General features: G+C 59.4%; 21 protein-coding genes. 12 read left to right on the plus strand and 9 right to left on the minus strand.

The features are described 5' to 3' along the window. Positions 1-5: 5 nt before the first annotated feature. Genes ACR0MV_RS13055 through ACR0MV_RS13065 form a run of 3 tightly spaced genes read right to left on the minus strand, consistent with a single transcriptional unit; the run spans position 6 to position 1,986 of the window. Complete coding sequence (locus tag ACR0MV_RS13055; protein WP_170426963.1) at positions 6-626, minus strand: LysE family translocator; 621 nt, start codon at positions 624-626, stop codon at positions 6-8. Beyond that, positions 623-1,222 (minus strand): metallophosphoesterase family protein, encoded by a 600-nt coding sequence (locus ACR0MV_RS13060; protein ID WP_480702393.1) that lies wholly within the window; start codon positions 1,220-1,222, stop codon positions 623-625. The genes ACR0MV_RS13055 and ACR0MV_RS13060 overlap by 4 nt, the downstream gene beginning before the upstream one ends. Next, a complete protein-coding gene (locus tag ACR0MV_RS13065) occupies positions 1,219-1,986 on the minus strand; it encodes a uracil-DNA glycosylase (RefSeq protein WP_480702560.1) in 768 nt (255 codons plus the stop codon). Before ACR0MV_RS13065 ends, ACR0MV_RS13060 begins: the two co-directional genes overlap by 4 nt. A 170-nt stretch (positions 1,987-2,156) precedes the next feature. Here ACR0MV_RS13065 and ACR0MV_RS13070 point away from each other — a divergent pair, with 170 nt between their 5' ends. From ACR0MV_RS13070 to ACR0MV_RS13105, 8 genes are all read left to right on the plus strand, one after another. Beyond that, positions 2,157-2,336 (plus strand): hypothetical protein, encoded by a 180-nt coding sequence (locus ACR0MV_RS13070; RefSeq protein WP_480702394.1) that lies wholly within the window; start codon positions 2,157-2,159, stop codon positions 2,334-2,336. A 409-nt stretch (positions 2,337-2,745) separates the two neighbouring features. Then, a complete protein-coding gene (locus ACR0MV_RS13075) occupies positions 2,746-3,681 on the plus strand; it encodes an aspartate carbamoyltransferase catalytic subunit (protein ID WP_480702395.1) in 936 nt (311 codons plus the stop codon). Continuing rightward, positions 3,678-4,196, plus strand: coding sequence for a hypothetical protein (locus ACR0MV_RS13080; protein WP_480702396.1), 519 nt, complete (start codon positions 3,678-3,680; stop codon positions 4,194-4,196). Before ACR0MV_RS13075 ends, ACR0MV_RS13080 begins: the two co-directional genes overlap by 4 nt. Continuing rightward, on the plus strand, positions 4,181-4,567 hold the full coding sequence (locus ACR0MV_RS13085; RefSeq protein WP_367647702.1) for a hypothetical protein: 387 nt from the start codon (positions 4,181-4,183) through the stop codon (positions 4,565-4,567). The genes ACR0MV_RS13080 and ACR0MV_RS13085 overlap by 16 nt, the downstream gene beginning before the upstream one ends. Beyond that, positions 4,564-5,844, plus strand: coding sequence for a dihydroorotase (pyrC, locus tag ACR0MV_RS13090; RefSeq protein ID WP_480702397.1), 1,281 nt, complete (start codon positions 4,564-4,566; stop codon positions 5,842-5,844). The genes ACR0MV_RS13085 and pyrC overlap by 4 nt, the downstream gene beginning before the upstream one ends. Further along, positions 5,844-6,449, plus strand: a complete 606-nt coding sequence (gene plsY / locus ACR0MV_RS13095) for a glycerol-3-phosphate 1-O-acyltransferase PlsY (RefSeq protein ID WP_170426957.1) — start codon at positions 5,844-5,846, stop codon at positions 6,447-6,449. The genes pyrC and plsY overlap by 1 nt, the downstream gene beginning before the upstream one ends. After that, positions 6,446-6,712 (plus strand): hypothetical protein, encoded by a 267-nt coding sequence (locus ACR0MV_RS13100; protein ID WP_480702398.1) that lies wholly within the window; start codon positions 6,446-6,448, stop codon positions 6,710-6,712. The genes plsY and ACR0MV_RS13100 overlap by 4 nt, the downstream gene beginning before the upstream one ends. Positions 6,713-6,905: 193 nt before the next feature. Next, entirely contained in the window at positions 6,906-7,379 is a 474-nt protein-coding gene (locus tag ACR0MV_RS13105) for a YHS domain-containing (seleno)protein (protein WP_170426955.1), read from the plus strand. 69 nt (positions 7,380-7,448) lie between these two features. Here ACR0MV_RS13105 and ACR0MV_RS13110 read toward each other — a convergent pair whose 3' ends face one another. Next, positions 7,449-8,438, minus strand: coding sequence for a quinone oxidoreductase family protein (locus tag ACR0MV_RS13110; RefSeq protein WP_480702399.1), 990 nt, complete (start codon positions 8,436-8,438; stop codon positions 7,449-7,451). A 192-nt stretch (positions 8,439-8,630) separates the two neighbouring features. Between ACR0MV_RS13110 and ACR0MV_RS13115 the strand changes: the two genes are divergently transcribed. After that, positions 8,631-9,488 carry a DUF2189 domain-containing protein gene (locus ACR0MV_RS13115; RefSeq protein WP_170426953.1) on the plus strand — a complete coding sequence of 286 codons (858 nt, stop codon included), beginning with the start codon at positions 8,631-8,633 and terminating at the stop codon, positions 9,486-9,488. 28 nt (positions 9,489-9,516) lie between these two features. Here the strand turns inward: ACR0MV_RS13115 and ACR0MV_RS13120 are convergent, their stop codons facing one another. Next, a complete protein-coding gene (locus tag ACR0MV_RS13120; protein ID WP_480702400.1) occupies positions 9,517-10,503 on the minus strand; it encodes an NAD(P)H-quinone oxidoreductase in 987 nt (328 codons plus the stop codon). A 55-nt stretch (positions 10,504-10,558) separates the two neighbouring features. After that, a complete protein-coding gene (locus ACR0MV_RS13125; protein ID WP_480702401.1) occupies positions 10,559-11,251 on the minus strand; it encodes a COQ9 family protein in 693 nt (230 codons plus the stop codon). A gap of 111 nt (positions 11,252-11,362) precedes the next feature. Between ACR0MV_RS13125 and rpsU the strand changes: the two genes are divergently transcribed. Together rpsU and ACR0MV_RS13135 are read left to right on the plus strand one after the other, a co-directional pair. After that, positions 11,363-11,569, plus strand: a complete 207-nt coding sequence (rpsU, locus tag ACR0MV_RS13130; protein ID WP_005614280.1) for a 30S ribosomal protein S21 — start codon at positions 11,363-11,365, stop codon at positions 11,567-11,569. 292 nt (positions 11,570-11,861) lie between these two features. Continuing rightward, complete coding sequence (locus ACR0MV_RS13135; protein ID WP_480702402.1) at positions 11,862-12,905, plus strand: CAP domain-containing protein; 1,044 nt, start codon at positions 11,862-11,864, stop codon at positions 12,903-12,905. Positions 12,906-12,950: 45 nt separating this feature from the next. Here ACR0MV_RS13135 and ppk2 read toward each other — a convergent pair whose 3' ends face one another. After that, positions 12,951-13,868: a polyphosphate kinase 2 gene (ppk2, locus tag ACR0MV_RS13140; protein ID WP_170426949.1), complete on the minus strand. Its 918-nt coding sequence runs from the start codon at positions 13,866-13,868 to the stop codon at positions 12,951-12,953. A gap of 267 nt (positions 13,869-14,135) precedes the next feature. Beyond that, positions 14,136-14,594 carry an Lrp/AsnC family transcriptional regulator gene (locus ACR0MV_RS13145; RefSeq protein WP_480702403.1) on the minus strand — a complete coding sequence of 153 codons (459 nt, stop codon included), beginning with the start codon at positions 14,592-14,594 and terminating at the stop codon, positions 14,136-14,138. Between the two features lie 137 nt (positions 14,595-14,731). Between ACR0MV_RS13145 and ald the strand changes: the two genes are divergently transcribed. Next, on the plus strand, positions 14,732-15,850 hold the full coding sequence (ald, locus tag ACR0MV_RS13150) for an alanine dehydrogenase (protein WP_170426948.1): 1,119 nt from the start codon (positions 14,732-14,734) through the stop codon (positions 15,848-15,850). Positions 15,851-16,042: 192 nt separating this feature from the next. Here ald and ACR0MV_RS13155 read toward each other — a convergent pair whose 3' ends face one another. After that, positions 16,043-16,849 carry a mechanosensitive ion channel family protein gene (locus tag ACR0MV_RS13155; RefSeq protein WP_170426947.1) on the minus strand — a complete coding sequence of 269 codons (807 nt, stop codon included), beginning with the start codon at positions 16,847-16,849 and terminating at the stop codon, positions 16,043-16,045. Positions 16,850-17,036 lie beyond the last annotated feature (187 nt).

The following is a 17,036-nucleotide window of genomic DNA, read 5'->3' on the forward strand; positions in this document are numbered from 1 at the left end:
TTGCGTCAGGCCCTTTCCATAATGGCAAGGCGGATGGCGAGGGCTGTAAAAATCCCTCCGGTCACCCAACCCATGATGCGTGAGGCGCGCGGGTTCGAGATCAGCACTTTCCCTGCGCCACCGGCAAAAATGCCAACCAGCCCGTTCACCACAAAACCGCCGACCGCAATAATCGCGCCAAACGTCAGGAACTGCACAAGGATCGAGCCCGCGGCCGGGTTCACGAATTGTGGGATAAAGGCCAGTACGAACAGGATCACCTTGGGGTTGGTCAGATTCACGATCAACCCGTCCCGAAACGCGAACCGCGTGGGTCTAGGTGGCGCATCCGCCGAGACGGCGCCGTTTCGTATGGCACCCCACGCCAAGTAAAGCAGATACCCGACGCCTACCCAACGGATAACATCGAACAGCCACGGCAAGCTGTTCACCGCTGCGCCCAAGCCCAGACCGGCCAGTAGAACATGCACCAACAACCCGGTCGCGACACCCGCGCTGGCCACCAGCGCCGGTCTGGCGCCTGACTTCAGACCCTGACCAAAACAGAACATCATGTCAGCGCCGGGCGTGAAATTCAACGCCAGAGCTGCCGGGATGAAGGCCAGCAGCGTAACCGTGTCAATCATGTGGTGACCTCGAACCAATTTATTTTGGGGCCCAGGTTGGCGACCTGCGTTACGCCGATCGTGCCACGAAACCCCCAGCTGTCATGAATGTGGCCGCACAAGGCAAATTGCGGCTGCAACCGTTCGATCGCATCCCGAACAGCAACCGAACCGACCGCGTCCCCCATCGACGTCGTATCGCCGTAACCCTTTGGCGGAGAATGGGCGATCAGAATATCCGCACCTTCACATCTGTCCAAAAGCTCGGCCGCTTCGGGCTCGGTCAGGTCGCAGGACCAGTCGCCAAATGGCGTCACCGGAACACCATAGCCAAGGCCGAACAAACGCAACCCGTCCACCGTCATGCCGGTCCCATGCAATACGTGCACACCTTCGGGTGCGGCGTCCGTCAGTTCACCGGCGCTTTCGGCATTGCCCGGAACCAAAACCAGCGGGGCGTTGATGCCCGACAGCATCGCCATCGCCTCGTCCAGCCCCTGCCGCATGTTGCAATAGTCTCCGGCTCCGATGACCAGATCCGCCTCGTCGCTGGCCGCCACCAGATCGACCGCGCGATTGCGCGCCATGTGCAGGTCCGAGAACGCCAAGATTTTCACGCCTTCCCCTCCAGCCTGGCTTTCAGCTCTAGCAAATCAGCCCAAGCCTGCCGTTTCATCTGTGGCTGGCGCAGCAGGTAGGCCGGGTGGAACATCGGGATCACAGGCAGGTCCATCGCCTGATCCCACTGACCGCGCAGCCGCGTGATGCCGCGTTTGCCCAGGACCGCCTGACAGCTGATGTTGCCCATCACCACCAGGACCTCAGGCTTGGCAAGCGCTATATGCCGTTCAAGAAACGGCTTCATCATGCCAATCTCTTCGGGCTTGGGATCGCGATTCTGGGGCGGCCGCCATGGCAGGACGTTGGTGATATACACGTTCCCGGTCCGGTTCAGGTCAATCGCTGCCAGCATCCGGTCCAGCAATTGCCCGGCGCGTCCCACGAAAGGCTTACCCTCGCGATCCTCATCGCGGCCGGGTGCTTCTCCAATAATCATCACACGGGCACCCGGCGTGCCGTCGGCAAAAACCAACTGCCGCGCGCCGCGCTTGAGTTCGCAATGCTCAAACGCACCCATGGCCGCTTGCAATTGATCCAGCGATCCCGCGGCCATAGCCGCGGATTTGGCTACTGCGACGGGATCCACCTTTTTCGGCTTTTCCGGCACAGCGTGAGCCTGCGTAGGCTTTTTGGCTTTCGGCGCGGTATCAGGCAGCGCATAGCGATCCACCGGCACATCCCCGATCGCATCCGATGCGCCCAGTTCGATCTGCCATTCCAGCAGCGCCCGCGCGGTATGATAGTCCAAAGCCGATTCCATAACCCTCAATCTAACCACCTTTTGACCGAGGGAAAGCAGATAGGCCTTGATCGGGCGGTCCGTCGCGCCGACCATTGGCCTGTTCATGTTGTGTGTTTTGCGATTCCTTTTGTTCAATTTGCTGCTGACCGTGCTCAGCGGCCCGGTCTCTGCGCAGTTTCCGGACAGATATGGCCAATGCCGCGCCGGGCAATTCAAATGCGGCAGCAGTTGCTGTTCCGGCGGCCAAAGGTGCAGCTTTGACGGCCGCTGTATCCCCTTGGGCGGCACCTATTGCGGCGGCGGCAGAACCTGCGGACCATTCGAGCGTTGCGTTGCCGGCGGTACGCGTTGTGCACCTGCCGGGTTGAACAAATGCCGGTCACGGTTGGATTGCCCCGGCGGCAGCTTTTGCAATGCGCGAGGCGAATGCGAGAAAAACACCCCCGACATCCTGACCCTGCCACCACGCACTTGTGACGACGGCCGGACCTGTGCCTCGGGCACGTCATGCCTGCCGGGCGGGGGATGTTCACGCCCGGGCTGGTACTTTTGTGAGAAAACCGGCTCACAATGCCGCCAAGGGTTCAAGTGTTCGCGAAATCAGGGATGCGTACCGGTCAAGGCCGTCGATTGCGGCTATGGCAAATGGTGCAAGCCCGGAGAACAGTGCCTGCCCGAGGGGGGATGCGAGAAACTGCTAGAAGGGTCTGATCCTTAGGTTGCCTTGCGCAGCGCGGCTTCTTATAAGCGGCTCGATTGTCAGACAGGAGCCCGCCCATGCGTTTCGCCCATCGTCACCTTCTTGGCATCGAGCATCTGTCGCAGTACGATATCACCGCCATTCTTGATCTGGCCGAAAAATATGTCGACATGAACCGCCAGTCGACCAAGCATTCCGACGTGCTGTCGGGGCTCACGCAGATCAATATGTTCTTTGAGAACTCGACCCGCACGCAGGCCAGTTTCGAAATCGCAGGCAAACGTTTGGGCGCGGATGTGATGAACATGGCAATGCAGGCCAGTTCGATCAAAAAGGGCGAGACACTGATCGACACGGCGATGACGCTGAACGCGATGCATCCCGATCTGTTGGTTGTGCGGCATCCCCATTCCGGCGCGGTCGACCTGCTGGCTCAGAAAGTGAATTGTGCCGTGCTGAACGCGGGTGATGGCAAGCACGAACATCCGACGCAGGCCCTGTTGGATGCGCTGACCATCCGCCGGGCCAAAGGTCGCCTGCACCGATTGAATATCGCGATCTGCGGAGACGTTGCCCATTCCCGTGTGGCCCGGTCGAACCTTATCCTGCTGGGCAAGATGGAAAACCGCATTCGTCTGATCGGCCCCCCAACGCTGGTGCCCGGCCAGTTCGCCGAGTTCGGAGCCGAGATTTACGACGACATGAACGAAGGCCTGAAAGACGTCGACGTCGTGATGATGCTGCGTCTACAGAAAGAGCGGATGGATGGCGGCTTTATCCCTTCGGAACGTGAGTATTACCATCGCTACGGCCTGGACGCCGCCAAATTGGCGCAGGCCAAGCCCGACGCCATCGTCATGCACCCCGGTCCAATGAACCGCGGGGTCGAGATTGACGGCACGCTGGCCGATGACATCAATCGGTCCGTCATTCAGGAACAGGTTGAGATGGGCGTCGCCGTCCGCATGGCCGCAATGGAACTGCTGGCCCGCAACCTGAGCGAGGCCGCATGAGTGATCTGGCCGTCGCCCCCCATGAACGCGGTGTAATCCGCCTGTTCGCGCTGGACATGCGCCCGGAAGAAGCGAAGTTTCTGCGCGAGCCCGGAGCCGCAGATCAGATCTTGGGCGTCGAGGGGCTGGACCCTGATCAGATCGACATTTTCCCTGTCTCTGACCTCGAGGATCTGGGCCTTTATGGCTACCTGAACGAAGGCTGCGGCGTGTCCAAGGAACAATTGGATCAGGATATGTTGGCCGGTATCGACGGCTGGGTCATGGTCCTGCGCAGTGCGGCGTTCCACGACCGCGCGGCTACGCTGAAACCCGATCCGCGGCTGCGCCTGATCGGCCTGTACACCGAAGAGGCTACGAACTGGGCTGGCGGGACCATCGAAACCGAAAGCGCCAAACCGTATTCGGCCCCCCAGACTCCAGCTTCGGATGAAACCCCGCGTCGCGTCGGGTCGGCTGTTCTAGCGGTGATCATCCTTTTGGCCATCGGAGGACTTCTGTGGCTGATCCTGTGATTTTCACCCCCGACAGAGGCACCTATATCCGCACCAACGCCTGGCTTGCTGCCGGGGCTATGGCAGGTGCGATGATCGTGCTTTGGCTGATCGGCAATCCCTATGTCTGGACCGGCGCTCCGGCCGGACTGGCCGCCGTAGTTGTTCGCGCGTGGTATCTGGCCTCGGAAGAGCTGGTCGCCAACTGGGAAATGACGGAAACCACCCTGACCGGCCCTGGCCCGCGCAAGGTCGCCCTGAACCAGATTGCCGCCGTGAACATCCTGGGCAGCTTTGTCCAAATCGTCACCAAGGGCGGCGACAAGCATCTCATCAAATACCAGGCCAATCCAGCTGCAACCAAAGCCGCTATCGAAAGGGCAATGGCATGAGCAACATCACCTTCACCAACGCCCGTCTGATCGACCCGGAACAGGGAACGGACAGCATCGGATGGTTGCAAGTCTCGGATGGTCGGATCACCGCTCTTGGCGCGGGCGATGCCCCAACCTCGGGCGCACAGGTCATCGATTGCGGCGGTCACTGCCTTGCCCCAGGCATTGTCGACATCGGTGTCAAAGTCTGTGAGCCAGGTGAGCGTCACAAGGAAAGCTATAAATCCGCAGGGCTGGCAGCAGCCGCAGGCGGGGTGACGACCATGGTTACCCGTCCAGACACCAACCCTGCTATCGACACGCCCGAAAGCCTGGAGTTCGTAACCCGCCGCGCCCAGGCGGATACGCCGGTCAACGTTCTGCCCATGGCGGCACTGACCAAGGGCCGCGAAGGCCGCGAGATGACCGAGATCGGGTTTCTGCAGGATGCCGGGGCGGTCGCTTTTACTGATTGCGACCATGTCGTTGCCAATACCAAGGTGTTTTCCCGCGCGCTGACTTATGCCCGTTCTTGCGGCGCATTGGTTATTGCGCACCCACAAGAGCCTGTGCTCAGCAACGGGGCAGCGGCCACCAGCGGCAAGTTCGCTGTGCTGCGTGGGTTGCCTGCTGTTTCGCCTATGGCGGAACGCATGGGGCTGGACCGTGACATCGCCCTGCTGGAAATGACCGGGGCCAAGTACCATGCGGACCAAATCACCACCGCCCGCGCTTTGCCTGCTCTGGAGCGCGCCAAGCGCAATGGGTTGGACATTACAGCAGGCACCTCGATCCACCATCTGACGCTGAACGAGTTGGACGCGGCCGACTATCGGACCTTCTTCAAGGTCAAGCCGCCGCTACGGTCCGAAGACGACCGGCAAGCGGTGATCGAAGCGGTCCGGACTGGCCTGATCGACACGATCAGCTCGATGCATACGCCGCAAGACGAGGAAAGCAAGCGGCTGCCCTTTGAAGAGGCGGCCTCGGGCGCGGTGGCGCTGGAGACGCTGTTGCCCGCCGCGCTGCGTCTGTATCACGCGGGCCAGCTGGACCTGCCGACCCTGTTCCGCGCGATGTCTCTGAACCCGGCAAAGCGGCTGGGTCTGGATAGCGGTCGCCTCTCCGAAGGCGCACCGGCGGATCTGGTGCTGTTCGACCCGGATGTACCCTTTGTCCTGGACCGGTTTTCGCTGAAGTCGAAATCCCAGAACACGCCGTTTGACGGTCAGCGCATGCAGGGTAAGGTCACCGCAACTTTCGTTGCAGGACAAGAAGTTTACCGGAGACCCTGATGCCGATCATCGACAGTACAATGACCCAGCTGATCCTGTGGGCCGTGCTTGGGTATCTGATGGGGTCTGTCCCGTTTGGCATGGTGATCGCCAAGGTAATGGGCTTGGGCAACCTGCGCAACATTGGATCGGGGAACATCGGCGCAACCAACGTGCTGCGCACCGGCAACAAGGCTGCAGCAGCCCTGACCCTGATTTTCGATGCCGCCAAAGGCGCGGTCGCGGTGTTGCTGGCCCGCACCATCGCCGGAGAAGACGCCGCCCAAATCGCCGCGCTGGCTGCGTTTCTGGGCCACTGCTTTCCGGTTTGGCTGGGCTTTAAGGGCGGTAAGGGCGTTGCCACCTTTCTGGGGATTTGGCTGGCACTGGACTGGCGCATCGGCGCCGCCTGCTGCCTGACCTGGCTGGTGGCCGCCGCGATCTGGCGGATCTCATCGCTTGCCGCCCTTGTTGCCGCCGCGATGTCGATCGTCTGGGTTCTGGTTCTGACGGATGCAAACGCGCTACTGTTGGGCATTCTGCTGACCGGTCTGGTATTTTGGCGTCACGGCGCCAACATCGGCCGTATCAGGGCGGGCACCGAGCCCAAAATTGGACGATCTTGAGCGCCCCTGTCGCCTTTCTGAACGCTTTTTTCCGCATCCCCAAGGGATCATCGACCGGGCGCGCGCATGGCAGACGTTACATCGTCAGCCGGACGGAATTGGCCGGCGGGAAATCCCATAAGCTGGTCGCCCATCAGTTGGGCGGCGGGGATTACATCAGCCTCAACCTCTACCAGACGCACGGCGGCGACTTACTGCGTCCCTGCGAGATGCCCGCAGAAAAAGTCATGGATTTTGTCTTGGATTTCATTGCCGATCCCTAGGCCCAGCCCTGCATTTCTGAACACCAGCTCTTCACCACCGCACATTCACAATTGATTGCTTTGAACGTGATGAGCCGCCTGCCCACTTGGGTTTCGTGACAGCCAATTACCGGCTGCACGGACAAAAACAACGGGTTGTCTGGACGCAATTTTCTTCGTCATCGGGTGGCCCTGTTCACGAAAGGTGAAAACCATGAACAAGTTCAAATCTCTCATCGGCGGCGTTGCGCTGTCTGTCGCGATCGCAAGCTCGGCTCTGGCCGCAGGTGTCGAACTGAACGCAAGCTCGACCGGTCTGGCCTTGCAGGGCTATGACCCGGTTGCCTACTTCACCGAAGGTGAGCCGACCAAAGGGGATTACCGCATCACCGCGCTGCACAACGACGCGCTGTACCGCTTTGCCAATGAAGAGAACAAAGCCGCGTTCGAAGAGAACCCCGAGGCATACCTGCCCGCATACGGTGGCTACTGCGCATTTGGTGCCGCGATGGGCTTCAAGTTTGACGGTGACCCGAACTACTGGAAGATCGTCGACAACAAGCTGTACCTGAACCTGTCGCAAGACATCCAGCAACGCTGGGAAGGCGACATCCCGGGCTTTATCGACCAGGCCAGCGCAAACTGGGAGACCATTGCTGACAAGACACCAGCTGAGCTGCAGCAGTAATTTCTCTCAGCAAAAAACAGAACGGCGGCAGAAAACCCTGCCGCCGTTTTGCGTTTCGGGATCTGATGGTTAGTCCTGAAGCTCTAGCACCGTGCTGCCAGTGGTCTGGCGCGCCTCGAGCGCCCGGTGCGCTTCGGCCACCTGATCCAGCGGGAAACGTTGATCGATGTGGATCTTGACCTCTCCCCCTTCGACCTTGCCGAACAGCCGCCGCGCCATCGCCTGACAGACGGCGTGATCGGCAATATGCGTGAACAGGGTGGGCCGGGTGATCTTAAGAGACCCCTTCTTGCCCAGAATGCCTATGTCCATCAGCGGCACGGGTCCCGAGGCATTCCCGAAGGAGATCATCATCCCCAAGGGTTTCAGACAATCCAGCGACCCGTTGAACGTATCCGCCCCGATCGAATCCATCACCACATCCACGCCTTTGCCGCCCGTGATCTCGGCCACGCGTTCCGCAAAATTCTCGGTCCTGTAGTTGATGCAATGGGCGGCACCGTTGAACTGCGCCAGACTGCATTTCTCATCCGTTCCTGCTGTTCCGATCAGAGTTATCCCCTCGGACTTGGCCCATTGGCAGGCGATCAGACCAACGCCACCGGCCGCTGCGTGGAACAGAACCGTGTCACCGCGTTTCAGGGGCGTTGTGCGGTGGAACAAATACTCGACCGTCATGCCCTTTAGCATCATGGCTGCAGCCGCGTCATAGGAAATCCCGTCAGGCAGTGGGCAAACCTGCGCTGCAGGCATCACGCGCGCCTCGCAATATGCTCCCGACGGGGCCGACGCATAGGCCGCACGCTGTCCTGGCTCCAGATGCGTGACACCTTCGCCGACTGCCTCGATTACGCCAGCGGCTTCCATGCCCAGCGCGTGCGGCAGATCCAGAGGGTACAGACCGGTGCGCTGATAGACGTCTATGAAGTTCAGTCCGCAGGCCTTGTGACGGATGCGAACCTCGCCCGGGCCGGGTTCACCCAAGGGGCGGTTTTCGATCTGTAGAACTTCGGGGCCGCCGTGTTCATGGATGACGACGGTTCTTGCCGTTTGCTGCATGCTGACCTCCTGTTGCCTGACGCCAAGCTAACACGGCTGAAAATAAGGGCAATTGGTAGGATTCCGCCGCAGCGCAACCGCAAGGCGAAAAACTGTGCTATAATAGGGGCCGAGCGTTGCCGGCTGGTCCGGCCAAGGGCAACCTGCACCGGATTCACCCCGCTACGCCACTGGCTAAGGGAGGGGATCACGATGGCCAAAACAATTGGGAATCCGGTAAGTTGGGCCGCCCGCAACATCGGGGCGACCGGAGATCATATTGCAGAAAGCGTCAACCGCATCGGCAGTGCTGACACCCGGCACCTGCCAAAAGTTCAAACTCTGACGATGCAGGACCTGAAAGACTGCCTGCGCGCGGGGTACAACGATTTTCTGGAAACGCGGGCGGACGCCATATTTGTCGTGTTGATCTACCCGATCGCCGGCCTGTTGATGTTCGGGTTCGGCCTGAACCGCAACATGGTACCACTGCTGGCACCGCTGATCATGGGATTTGCGCTGATCGGCCCAGTTGCCGCCGTTGGTCTTTATGAAATCAGTCGCAAGCGTGAAATGGGGAAAGAGACCCACTGGCTGGATGCCTTCGGTGTGTTCCGATCCCCGTCCTTCGGCGCGATTCTAGCGCTGGGGTTCTACCTTGTGATGCTGCTGTTGATCTGGCTGATGGCGGCGCAGAGCATTTTTGCGCATACGATCGGGCCTGATCTGCCCACGTCCTTTGGCGCGTTCCTGGGCGAAGTCTTCACCACAAGCGCGGGCTGGACCATGATCCTGTTCGGAAACGCGGTCGGGTTCTTGTTTGCACTGATCGCGCTTGCCATCAGTGTGGTCAGTTTCCCACTGTTACTGGACCGTCCGGTCGGTCTGCCCGTGGCCGTGGTGACATCGGTCCGCGTGCTGCGGCAAAACCCCGGCGTCATTCTGGCATGGGGGTTTATAGTGGCAGCTTTGCTGATCATCGGGGCGATCCCGATGCTGCTGGGGCTGATCGTCGTCATACCGGTACTTGGTCACGCGACGTGGCACCTGTATCGCCGCGCGGTGGCCTGAGCGACCACGCGGCACCAGCCCCAGGCGTTTAACCGGCGACTTTCAGGACGATCTTGCCGATATGGCCCGAGCTTTCCATCCGCGCGTGTGCCGCCGCGGCTTCGGTCAGATCAAACTCGCTGTCCATGACGGGGGCGACCTTCCCGGCATCCAACAACGGCCAAACCGCCTCGTGCAGATCCTGCGCGATCTTTGCTTTTGCAAGATCGGATTGCGGACGCAACGTACTGCCGGTCAGGGTCAGGCGTTTCACCATCATCATTGCAAAGTTCAACTCGACCTTCGGCCCCTGCAAGAACGCGATCTGAACCAGCCGCCCGTCTTCGGCCAACGCCTTGACGTTGCGCGGGATGTAATCCCCGCCAACCATGTCGAGGATCAGATTCGCCCCGCCTTCAGCCCGCATGACGCCAACAAAATCCTCATCTCGGTAGTTGATCGCTTTTTCGGCCCCCAGTTTTACGCAGGCTTCGCATTTCTCGGCAGATCCTGCAGTCGCAAAAACCCGGGCGCCAAAGGCATTGGCCAATTGGATCGCCGTAGTGCCGATTCCGCTGGAACCGCCGTGGACCAGAAACCGCTCGCCCGCCTTCAGCCCACCACGCGTGAAGACATTGGACCATACGGTAAAGAAAGTCTCGGGCAGGCACGCGGCCTCTTTCATTCCCATACCCTTTGGCACGGGCAGGCAGTGCGCGGCCGGTGTTGCAACGTACTCCGCATAACCCCCACCCGGCAGCAAAGCGCATACCTGATCGCCTATCGCCAGGCCGTCGACCCCGTCACCGAGCGCTACGACCTCGCCCGAGGCCTCAAGACCGGGCAGATCGCTCGCACCCGGAGGCGGATCGTACGCCCCAGCGCGCTGCAACGCATCGGGACGGTTCACGCCCGAATAGGCCAATTTCAGGATCACCTGGCCGTTTTGCGGTTCCGGGACCGGTCGTTCCGTCACCTGCAGAACATCCGGACCACCCGGCTTGGTGATCTCGACAGCGCGCATCATCTGGGTCATGGGCAAATCTCCTTTGCCCAATGCCTAGCAGGCAATTTCTGGAAGGCCCAGACGCTTACTTGCGCGGGTTCAGCATACCTGGCAGGTCAGCCCGCATTTTCAACGGAGGCTTCACTTGACCGGCCAGCCAGTTCGGAACCGCCAAGAACGGCTTGAACAATGGGTTGCCATTCACCTGCGCTTTGATCTTTTCGATCTGCATCACGTCCGAGATACGACGGTCCAAAAATTCCCACGTTTTCTGGTGGTCGGGGGAATCGTCACCCAGCCAATACAGCAGGGTCGAGGAATAGACGCCCGACAACGTCGCGCGCTTGGTATACCAATTCACATCGTCCGAGGTATCACCCAGCGTGTCCCAAATCAGATCGCAGGTCTGCCAAAGGGCCTTGGCCCCGTCCGCCGCGATACTGGGTAGCGAGAACAAAGTCATTCCGCGTCGAACCAGTTCCTTGTCGGAAACCGCCTCAAGCCGGAACCGAATCGCAGTAGCGATACGATCGCGGAATTTCAGCGCGCTCAGATCCGTCGCGTTCAGCTTTTCGACCATTACCGCATCGCCACGGGCATGGAATGCCAGCGCCAGATCAACCGCGCCCCGCGGACAGATCGCGCGGGCCAGAGTGTCATCCATATCGCAATCCGAAACCGCCGCGCGAAAGCTGGCCTCGGACCAGCCGTCAAACGGAACATGGATCACAATCGCATCCAGCAACTGTTGCTTGGCGTCTTCATAGGTCACGGTCATGGCGGTTCTCCGGTTCTCGGGGCCAGTACTAGACAAGATAGAGCCGCTTTGCTATACGGCCAACTCCTGCAATTTCCTTGCAACTCTATCTAGAAAGGTGGTGACAACCACATGCAGGTTAGTGTTCGCGACAATAACGTCGATCAGGCGCTTCGTGCCCTGAAGAAAAAGCTGCAGCGCGAAGGCGTGTTCCGTGAAATGAAGCTGAAGCAACATTTCGAGAAACCGTCCGAGAAAAAAGCGCGCGAGAAAGCTGAAGCGATCCGCCGTGCCCGTAAACTGGCACGCAAGAAAGCCCAGCGCGAAGGTTTGCTCTAAGCACCTGACGCTCGTCCAGCTTTGGATGACACTATTTGACGACCCCCGAGGCCCCGCCCGGGGGTTTGTCGTTTCTGGACCTGTGCGAATCCGCCGATCGGCCAAGCGGCATGTGCAACAAGCTGCCATTTGAGGGCCAGCAGAACTTTGCCCAGCATAATACAGCGCACGAATCATCCTTCAAAAGCACTCTGACGCCGAATCCGGCCCGAAATCCAAAGCCCCCTGTCGTAGCCTCCAGTCCCTTCATTAACTGACGCCGTCCGAACCGAGACACCCCCACGGAGGCAATATGTCGACTGCAAGTTCATTCGAGCTAGAAATGCTGGCGCTCATCAACGAAGAGCGCACTTCCCGCGGTTTGCAACCGCTACAACTTGAAACCCGCCTGAACGAGTCTTCCGAAGACCACAGCGCCTGGATGCTGAACACCGATACCTTCAGCCACACCGGAGCTGGCGGATCCTCGGCCACTCAGCGTATGCGCGATGCCGGTTTTGATTTTTCCGGTAGCTGGCGCTCGGGCGAAAACATCGCCTGGCAATCCGAGCGCGGCGCGCCGGGTATCAGCGATGATGTGGCCCAGCTGCATCAAAGCCTGATGGACAGCCCCGGCCACCGGGCAAATATCCTCAACCCGGATTTCAAATACATCGGGATCGGGATCGAGCGCGGCGATATGCAGGGCTATGACGCCGTTGTGGTTACGCAGAACTTTGCGACCACCGATGCAGATGTCGTGCTGGATACTGGCAATGCACCTGCAGCTCCGGCCCCGACCCCGCCGGTTGTTGTGGTTGATGACCCCGCAGACGTCGAAGTCCCGGTGGTTGAAGAGCAACCCGCCGAGCCGGAAGCCGAAGCGCCAGTTACTCCGCCGCAAACACCGGAACCTACCCCTGTGGCGGTCGAGCCCACCGCGCCAGAGCCTGAGGCCCCCGAGACAGTTGTCGCAGACCCCGAGCCGGAGGTCGTCGTACCCGAGGCACCGGCTGCCGAGGCGCCGGAACCAGAAGTCGTCGAAACCGAAACTCCCGAACCCCCAATGCCAGCCCCCGAGCCGGTGGACATGGGCGAAGACGACTTTGATTCCGCCGCTCTACTGGCGCAGCTCGAGATGATCTTCGACTCACTGCAGGCACAATTCGACGATTTTTTCTGGGCCCCATCGGGAGGCACAGCCCCTGCGTCCAACTCGGACACCGTCGATTTCGTTTCGGTCAGAACCCCCGATACAGATGTCGAAACGACCGAGCCAGCGGCGGAAACGAACACATTCTGGGACTATGACTGGTTCAGCGAGTTCGACGTCAATTGCTCATTCGAAATCGCCTAACAAAGAAAACGAAAAGAGGCCGGTTCCCCACCGGCCTCTTCCTTTTTAGTAGATTTTGGGCACGTACAACTCGTCCGGCAACGTCCGGCGTTCATATTCCGGGTTATACTTGCGATCCGGCAGATTGACCTTTTCCTGCGTCACATCCGAATAGGGGATCTTGGTCAGCAAGTGCTCGATGCAATTCAGACGCTCGCGCTTCTTGTCGTTGCCTTCAACAATATACCACGGCGCCTCGGGGATATTGGTGCGGAAGAACATTTCCTCCTTGGCCTTGGTATAGGATTCCCACCGAATGCGGGATTCCAGGTCCATCGGCGACAGTTTCCACTGTTTCATCGGATCGTGAATGCGCATCAGGAATCGCAACTGCTGTTCCTCGTCTGTAATCGAGAACCAGTATTTCAGCAGGATAATACCCGAGCGCACCAACATCCGTTCGAATTCCGGAACGTCCTGAAAGAACTGTTCAACCTGGTCTTCAGTGGCAAAACCCATCACGCGTTCAACGCCCGCGCGGTTGTACCAGGACCGGTCGAACAGAACGATCTCACCCGCCGCTGGCAGGTGCGGTACGTAACGCTGAAAATACCATTGGCTTTGCTCGCGGCGGCTGGGGGCAGGCAGGGCCACCACGCGCGCGACCCGCGGGTTCAGACGCTGAGTGATACGCTTGATCACGCCCCCCTTCCCGGCACTGTCGCGTCCTTCGAACAGGATACAGACCTTGGCACCCGTGTGCTGAACCCAATCCTGTACCTTGATCAGTTCGGCTTGCAAGCGCAGCAGATTGCGAAAATAGACCTTGCGATCCAGCATGTCGGGATGCTGATCCTTATAGATCTTGCGGATCTCCATAGAGAGCATCGGCTCGCTAAACTCAATCTCAAAATCTTCGTCCAACGTGTCTTCCAACTCGGCTTCCAGCCAATCCTTTGGGGCACCATTGTTTTCGTAAGCCAAGATCTGCTCCTTATAGTCAACGGGTTGCGACCGTACCGGGAGAGTGTAACCGCCTGATGTCATCCGAAGAATTGATGACGCCCCGCGCGGGTTCAATTCCGGGCGCGACGGGATCTGAGAAAACAGGCAATTGTACGGTCTTTATACGTTTGTGGACCCAGCCGCGCCGGGATACAAGCGTCAGAATTGCCGCAAGGGTAAGTATCTGGCGCGGCCACTGGCCTGAAACATCACGTAAATCAAAGACTTATTGAGGAGGCGCAATTTTCATACTGGCAAAGCCGTGGTCTTGAACACGGTACGCAGGGCAAACGAGCTTTGCATCTGCGCCACCCCAGGCAAGCGCGACAGGTACTGGCGGTGGATACGGGCGAAATCCTCGGTGTTTTCCGCAACAACCTTCAGGATGTAATCCGCAGTGCCTGCCATCAGGTGACACTCAAGCACATCCGGGATGCGCGCTACCGCTTTTTCAAAGGCATCCAACAGTTCTTCTGCCTGCCCTTGCAGTGTAATTTCGACAAAGACGGTTGTTGGAACGTTCATCTTGCGCGCATCCAGCAACGCCACGTAGTTGCGAATGTAACCTTCCGTTTCAAGCCGCTGAACGCGCCGGTGGCAGGCGGACGGAGACAGATTCACCTGATCGGACAGTTCTGCGTTCGACATCCTGCCGTTTCGCTGCAAGGCGGCCAGAATCTTTCTATCGGTCGTATCAAGGCTCATTCACGCAAATCCTTTGCACAGATACACCAATGTATCGAATTTTCTCGCAAAGAAAAACCGAAACGCGGGCAGAGTTTCACAGAAATTGCATCCCAACTTGCACATAATTTGAGCAGTTTATGAACGGAGGAGCAAAAATGAAGATCGGTTGCCCCAAGGAAATCAAACCCCAGGAATTCCGCGTCGGCATGACCCCGAACGCCGCGCAGGAAGCGGTTGCTCGTGGTCACGAAGTCATCATCGAAACCAATGCCGGTATGGGTTCCGGCTTTGACAACGAGTCCTACATCGCGGCCGGTGCGCGCATTGTCGACACCGCCGAAGAAGTGTTTGCCACCGCAGACATGATCGTAAAGGTCAAAGAACCCCAAGCCGTCGAGCGCAAAATGCTGCGCGAAGGCCAGTTGCTGTTCACCTACCTGCACCTGGCACCAGATCCGGATCAAACCCATGACCTGATCGAATCCGGCTGCACCGCTATTGCATATGAAACCGTAACCGACGCCAATGGCGGCCTGCCTCTGCTGGCGCCGATGTCCGAAGTTGCGGGTCGCCTTGCACCGCAGGTCGGGTCTTGGACGTTGCAGAAGGCCAATGGTGGCCGCGGCGTTCTGATGGGCGGTGTGCCTGGCGTTGGCCCTGCAAAGGTCATCGTGATCGGCGGCGGCGTCGTGGGTACGCACGCGGCCAAGATCGCGGCAGGCATGGGTGCGGATGTCACCGTGCTGGACCGCTCACTGCCGCGCCTGCGTTATCTGGATGACGTGTTCGGCGGCACCTTCAAAAGCCAGTACTCCACCGCCGGCGCCACTGCGGAGTTGATCCAGGACGCCGACATGGTCATCGGTGCGGTTCTGATCCCGGGTGCCGCCGCGCCCAAGCTGATCAGCCGCGACCAACTGTCGACCATGAAACCCGGCGCAGTTCTGGTTGACGTTGCGATTGACCAAGGCGGTTGCTTCGAAACCTCGAAGGCGACGACCCACGCCGATCCGATCTACGACGTCGACGGCATCATGCACTACTGCGTAGCCAACATGCCGGGTGCCGTTGCGCGCACTTCGACCATTGCATTGGGCAACGCGACGATGCCCTTCATGCTGGCGCTGGCCGACAAAGGTTGGAAACAGGCCTGCCAGGACGATCCGCACTTGCTGAACGGCCTGAACGTGCACGCAGGTCAGCTGACCTACTACGCGGTTGGCAAAGCACTGGGTATCGACGTCGTATCCCCCAACGTTGTGATCAAGGCCTGACCTCTCCCGTCCCTGAAAGCACCCCCATCGGGGGTGCGCTACAGCGTTGGACCAAGCGCCGCGTCCCTGGACGCGGCGCGTTTGTTTTGGGGAACAACGGTTGCAAGAAATGAAACAGCGCCGCGCGATCAGCGCGGCGCCGGGCCCAACCGGAGGAGGGCATTTCAATGCCCGATCGACGGGCGGGAGGGCTTAGCCCTGTTTTTGAATCTCGACCGAGTGCGGGTACGGAATCGAAACGCCTTTGGCGTCGAACGCTTCTTTGACCGCCTTGGTAACCTCGAACTTCACGTCCCAATAATCCGCAGCGTTGCACCACAGGCGCGCGGTCAGATCGACTGAACTGTCGCCAAGGTTGGTCACACGCACCCAGGGTTCCGGGTCGGAGTGAATACGCTCATCCGCTTGCGCGACATCAAGAATGATCTTCATCGCCTCGTCTGCGCTGTCCCCGTAGTCGATACCAAACACCAGGTCGACACGGCGCGTATCATGGGCCGAGTAGTTGGTGATGATCGAACCCCAGGATTGACCGTTGGGCACGATGATCTGAACGTTGTCTGGAGTGACCAGTTCAGTCGTGAACAAATTCAGGTCCTTGACCGTTCCCGCAGTGCCACCGATATCGACATATTGACCCAGTTTATAGGGGCGAAAAACGACCAGCATAACGCCCGCAGCAAGGTCACTCAAAGTGCCCTGCAAGGCCAGACCGATGGCCAGAGATGCAGCGCCCAAAATGGCAACGATGCTGGTCGCCTGAATGCCAAAGATGCCGAGCACGGCAACCAACACCATGGCCAGGATCACCCATTTCACCAGACTGGCGACAAAGTTCCCAAGCGTCTGGTCAATATGCGGCGTCGCATTGATCCGACGGCGCACCATGCCACCAATGGCCCCGGCTACGATCCAACCAAGGATCAGAACGACCAACGCCTTGACCGCGTTCATGATAAGCGGGGCGAACGCACCCACCTGTGTTACGACGTCATCCACGCGCTTCTCCTTTCGATTCACGACAAACCCGCGTCAACAGCGCGGGAATTCCGGAATATTGATCTATTCGCCCGCATCGGTCTAGGTGGCAGTTTCGCAGGATTTCCCCGTTGTTCCCGTGTAAACAGGCTCTGACCGGCTGTGCACAACCCAATGACTGGTAACACGAGGGTGCTCTGCCTACCTT

Source organism: Ruegeria sp. BC3, from assembly GCF_056539265.1.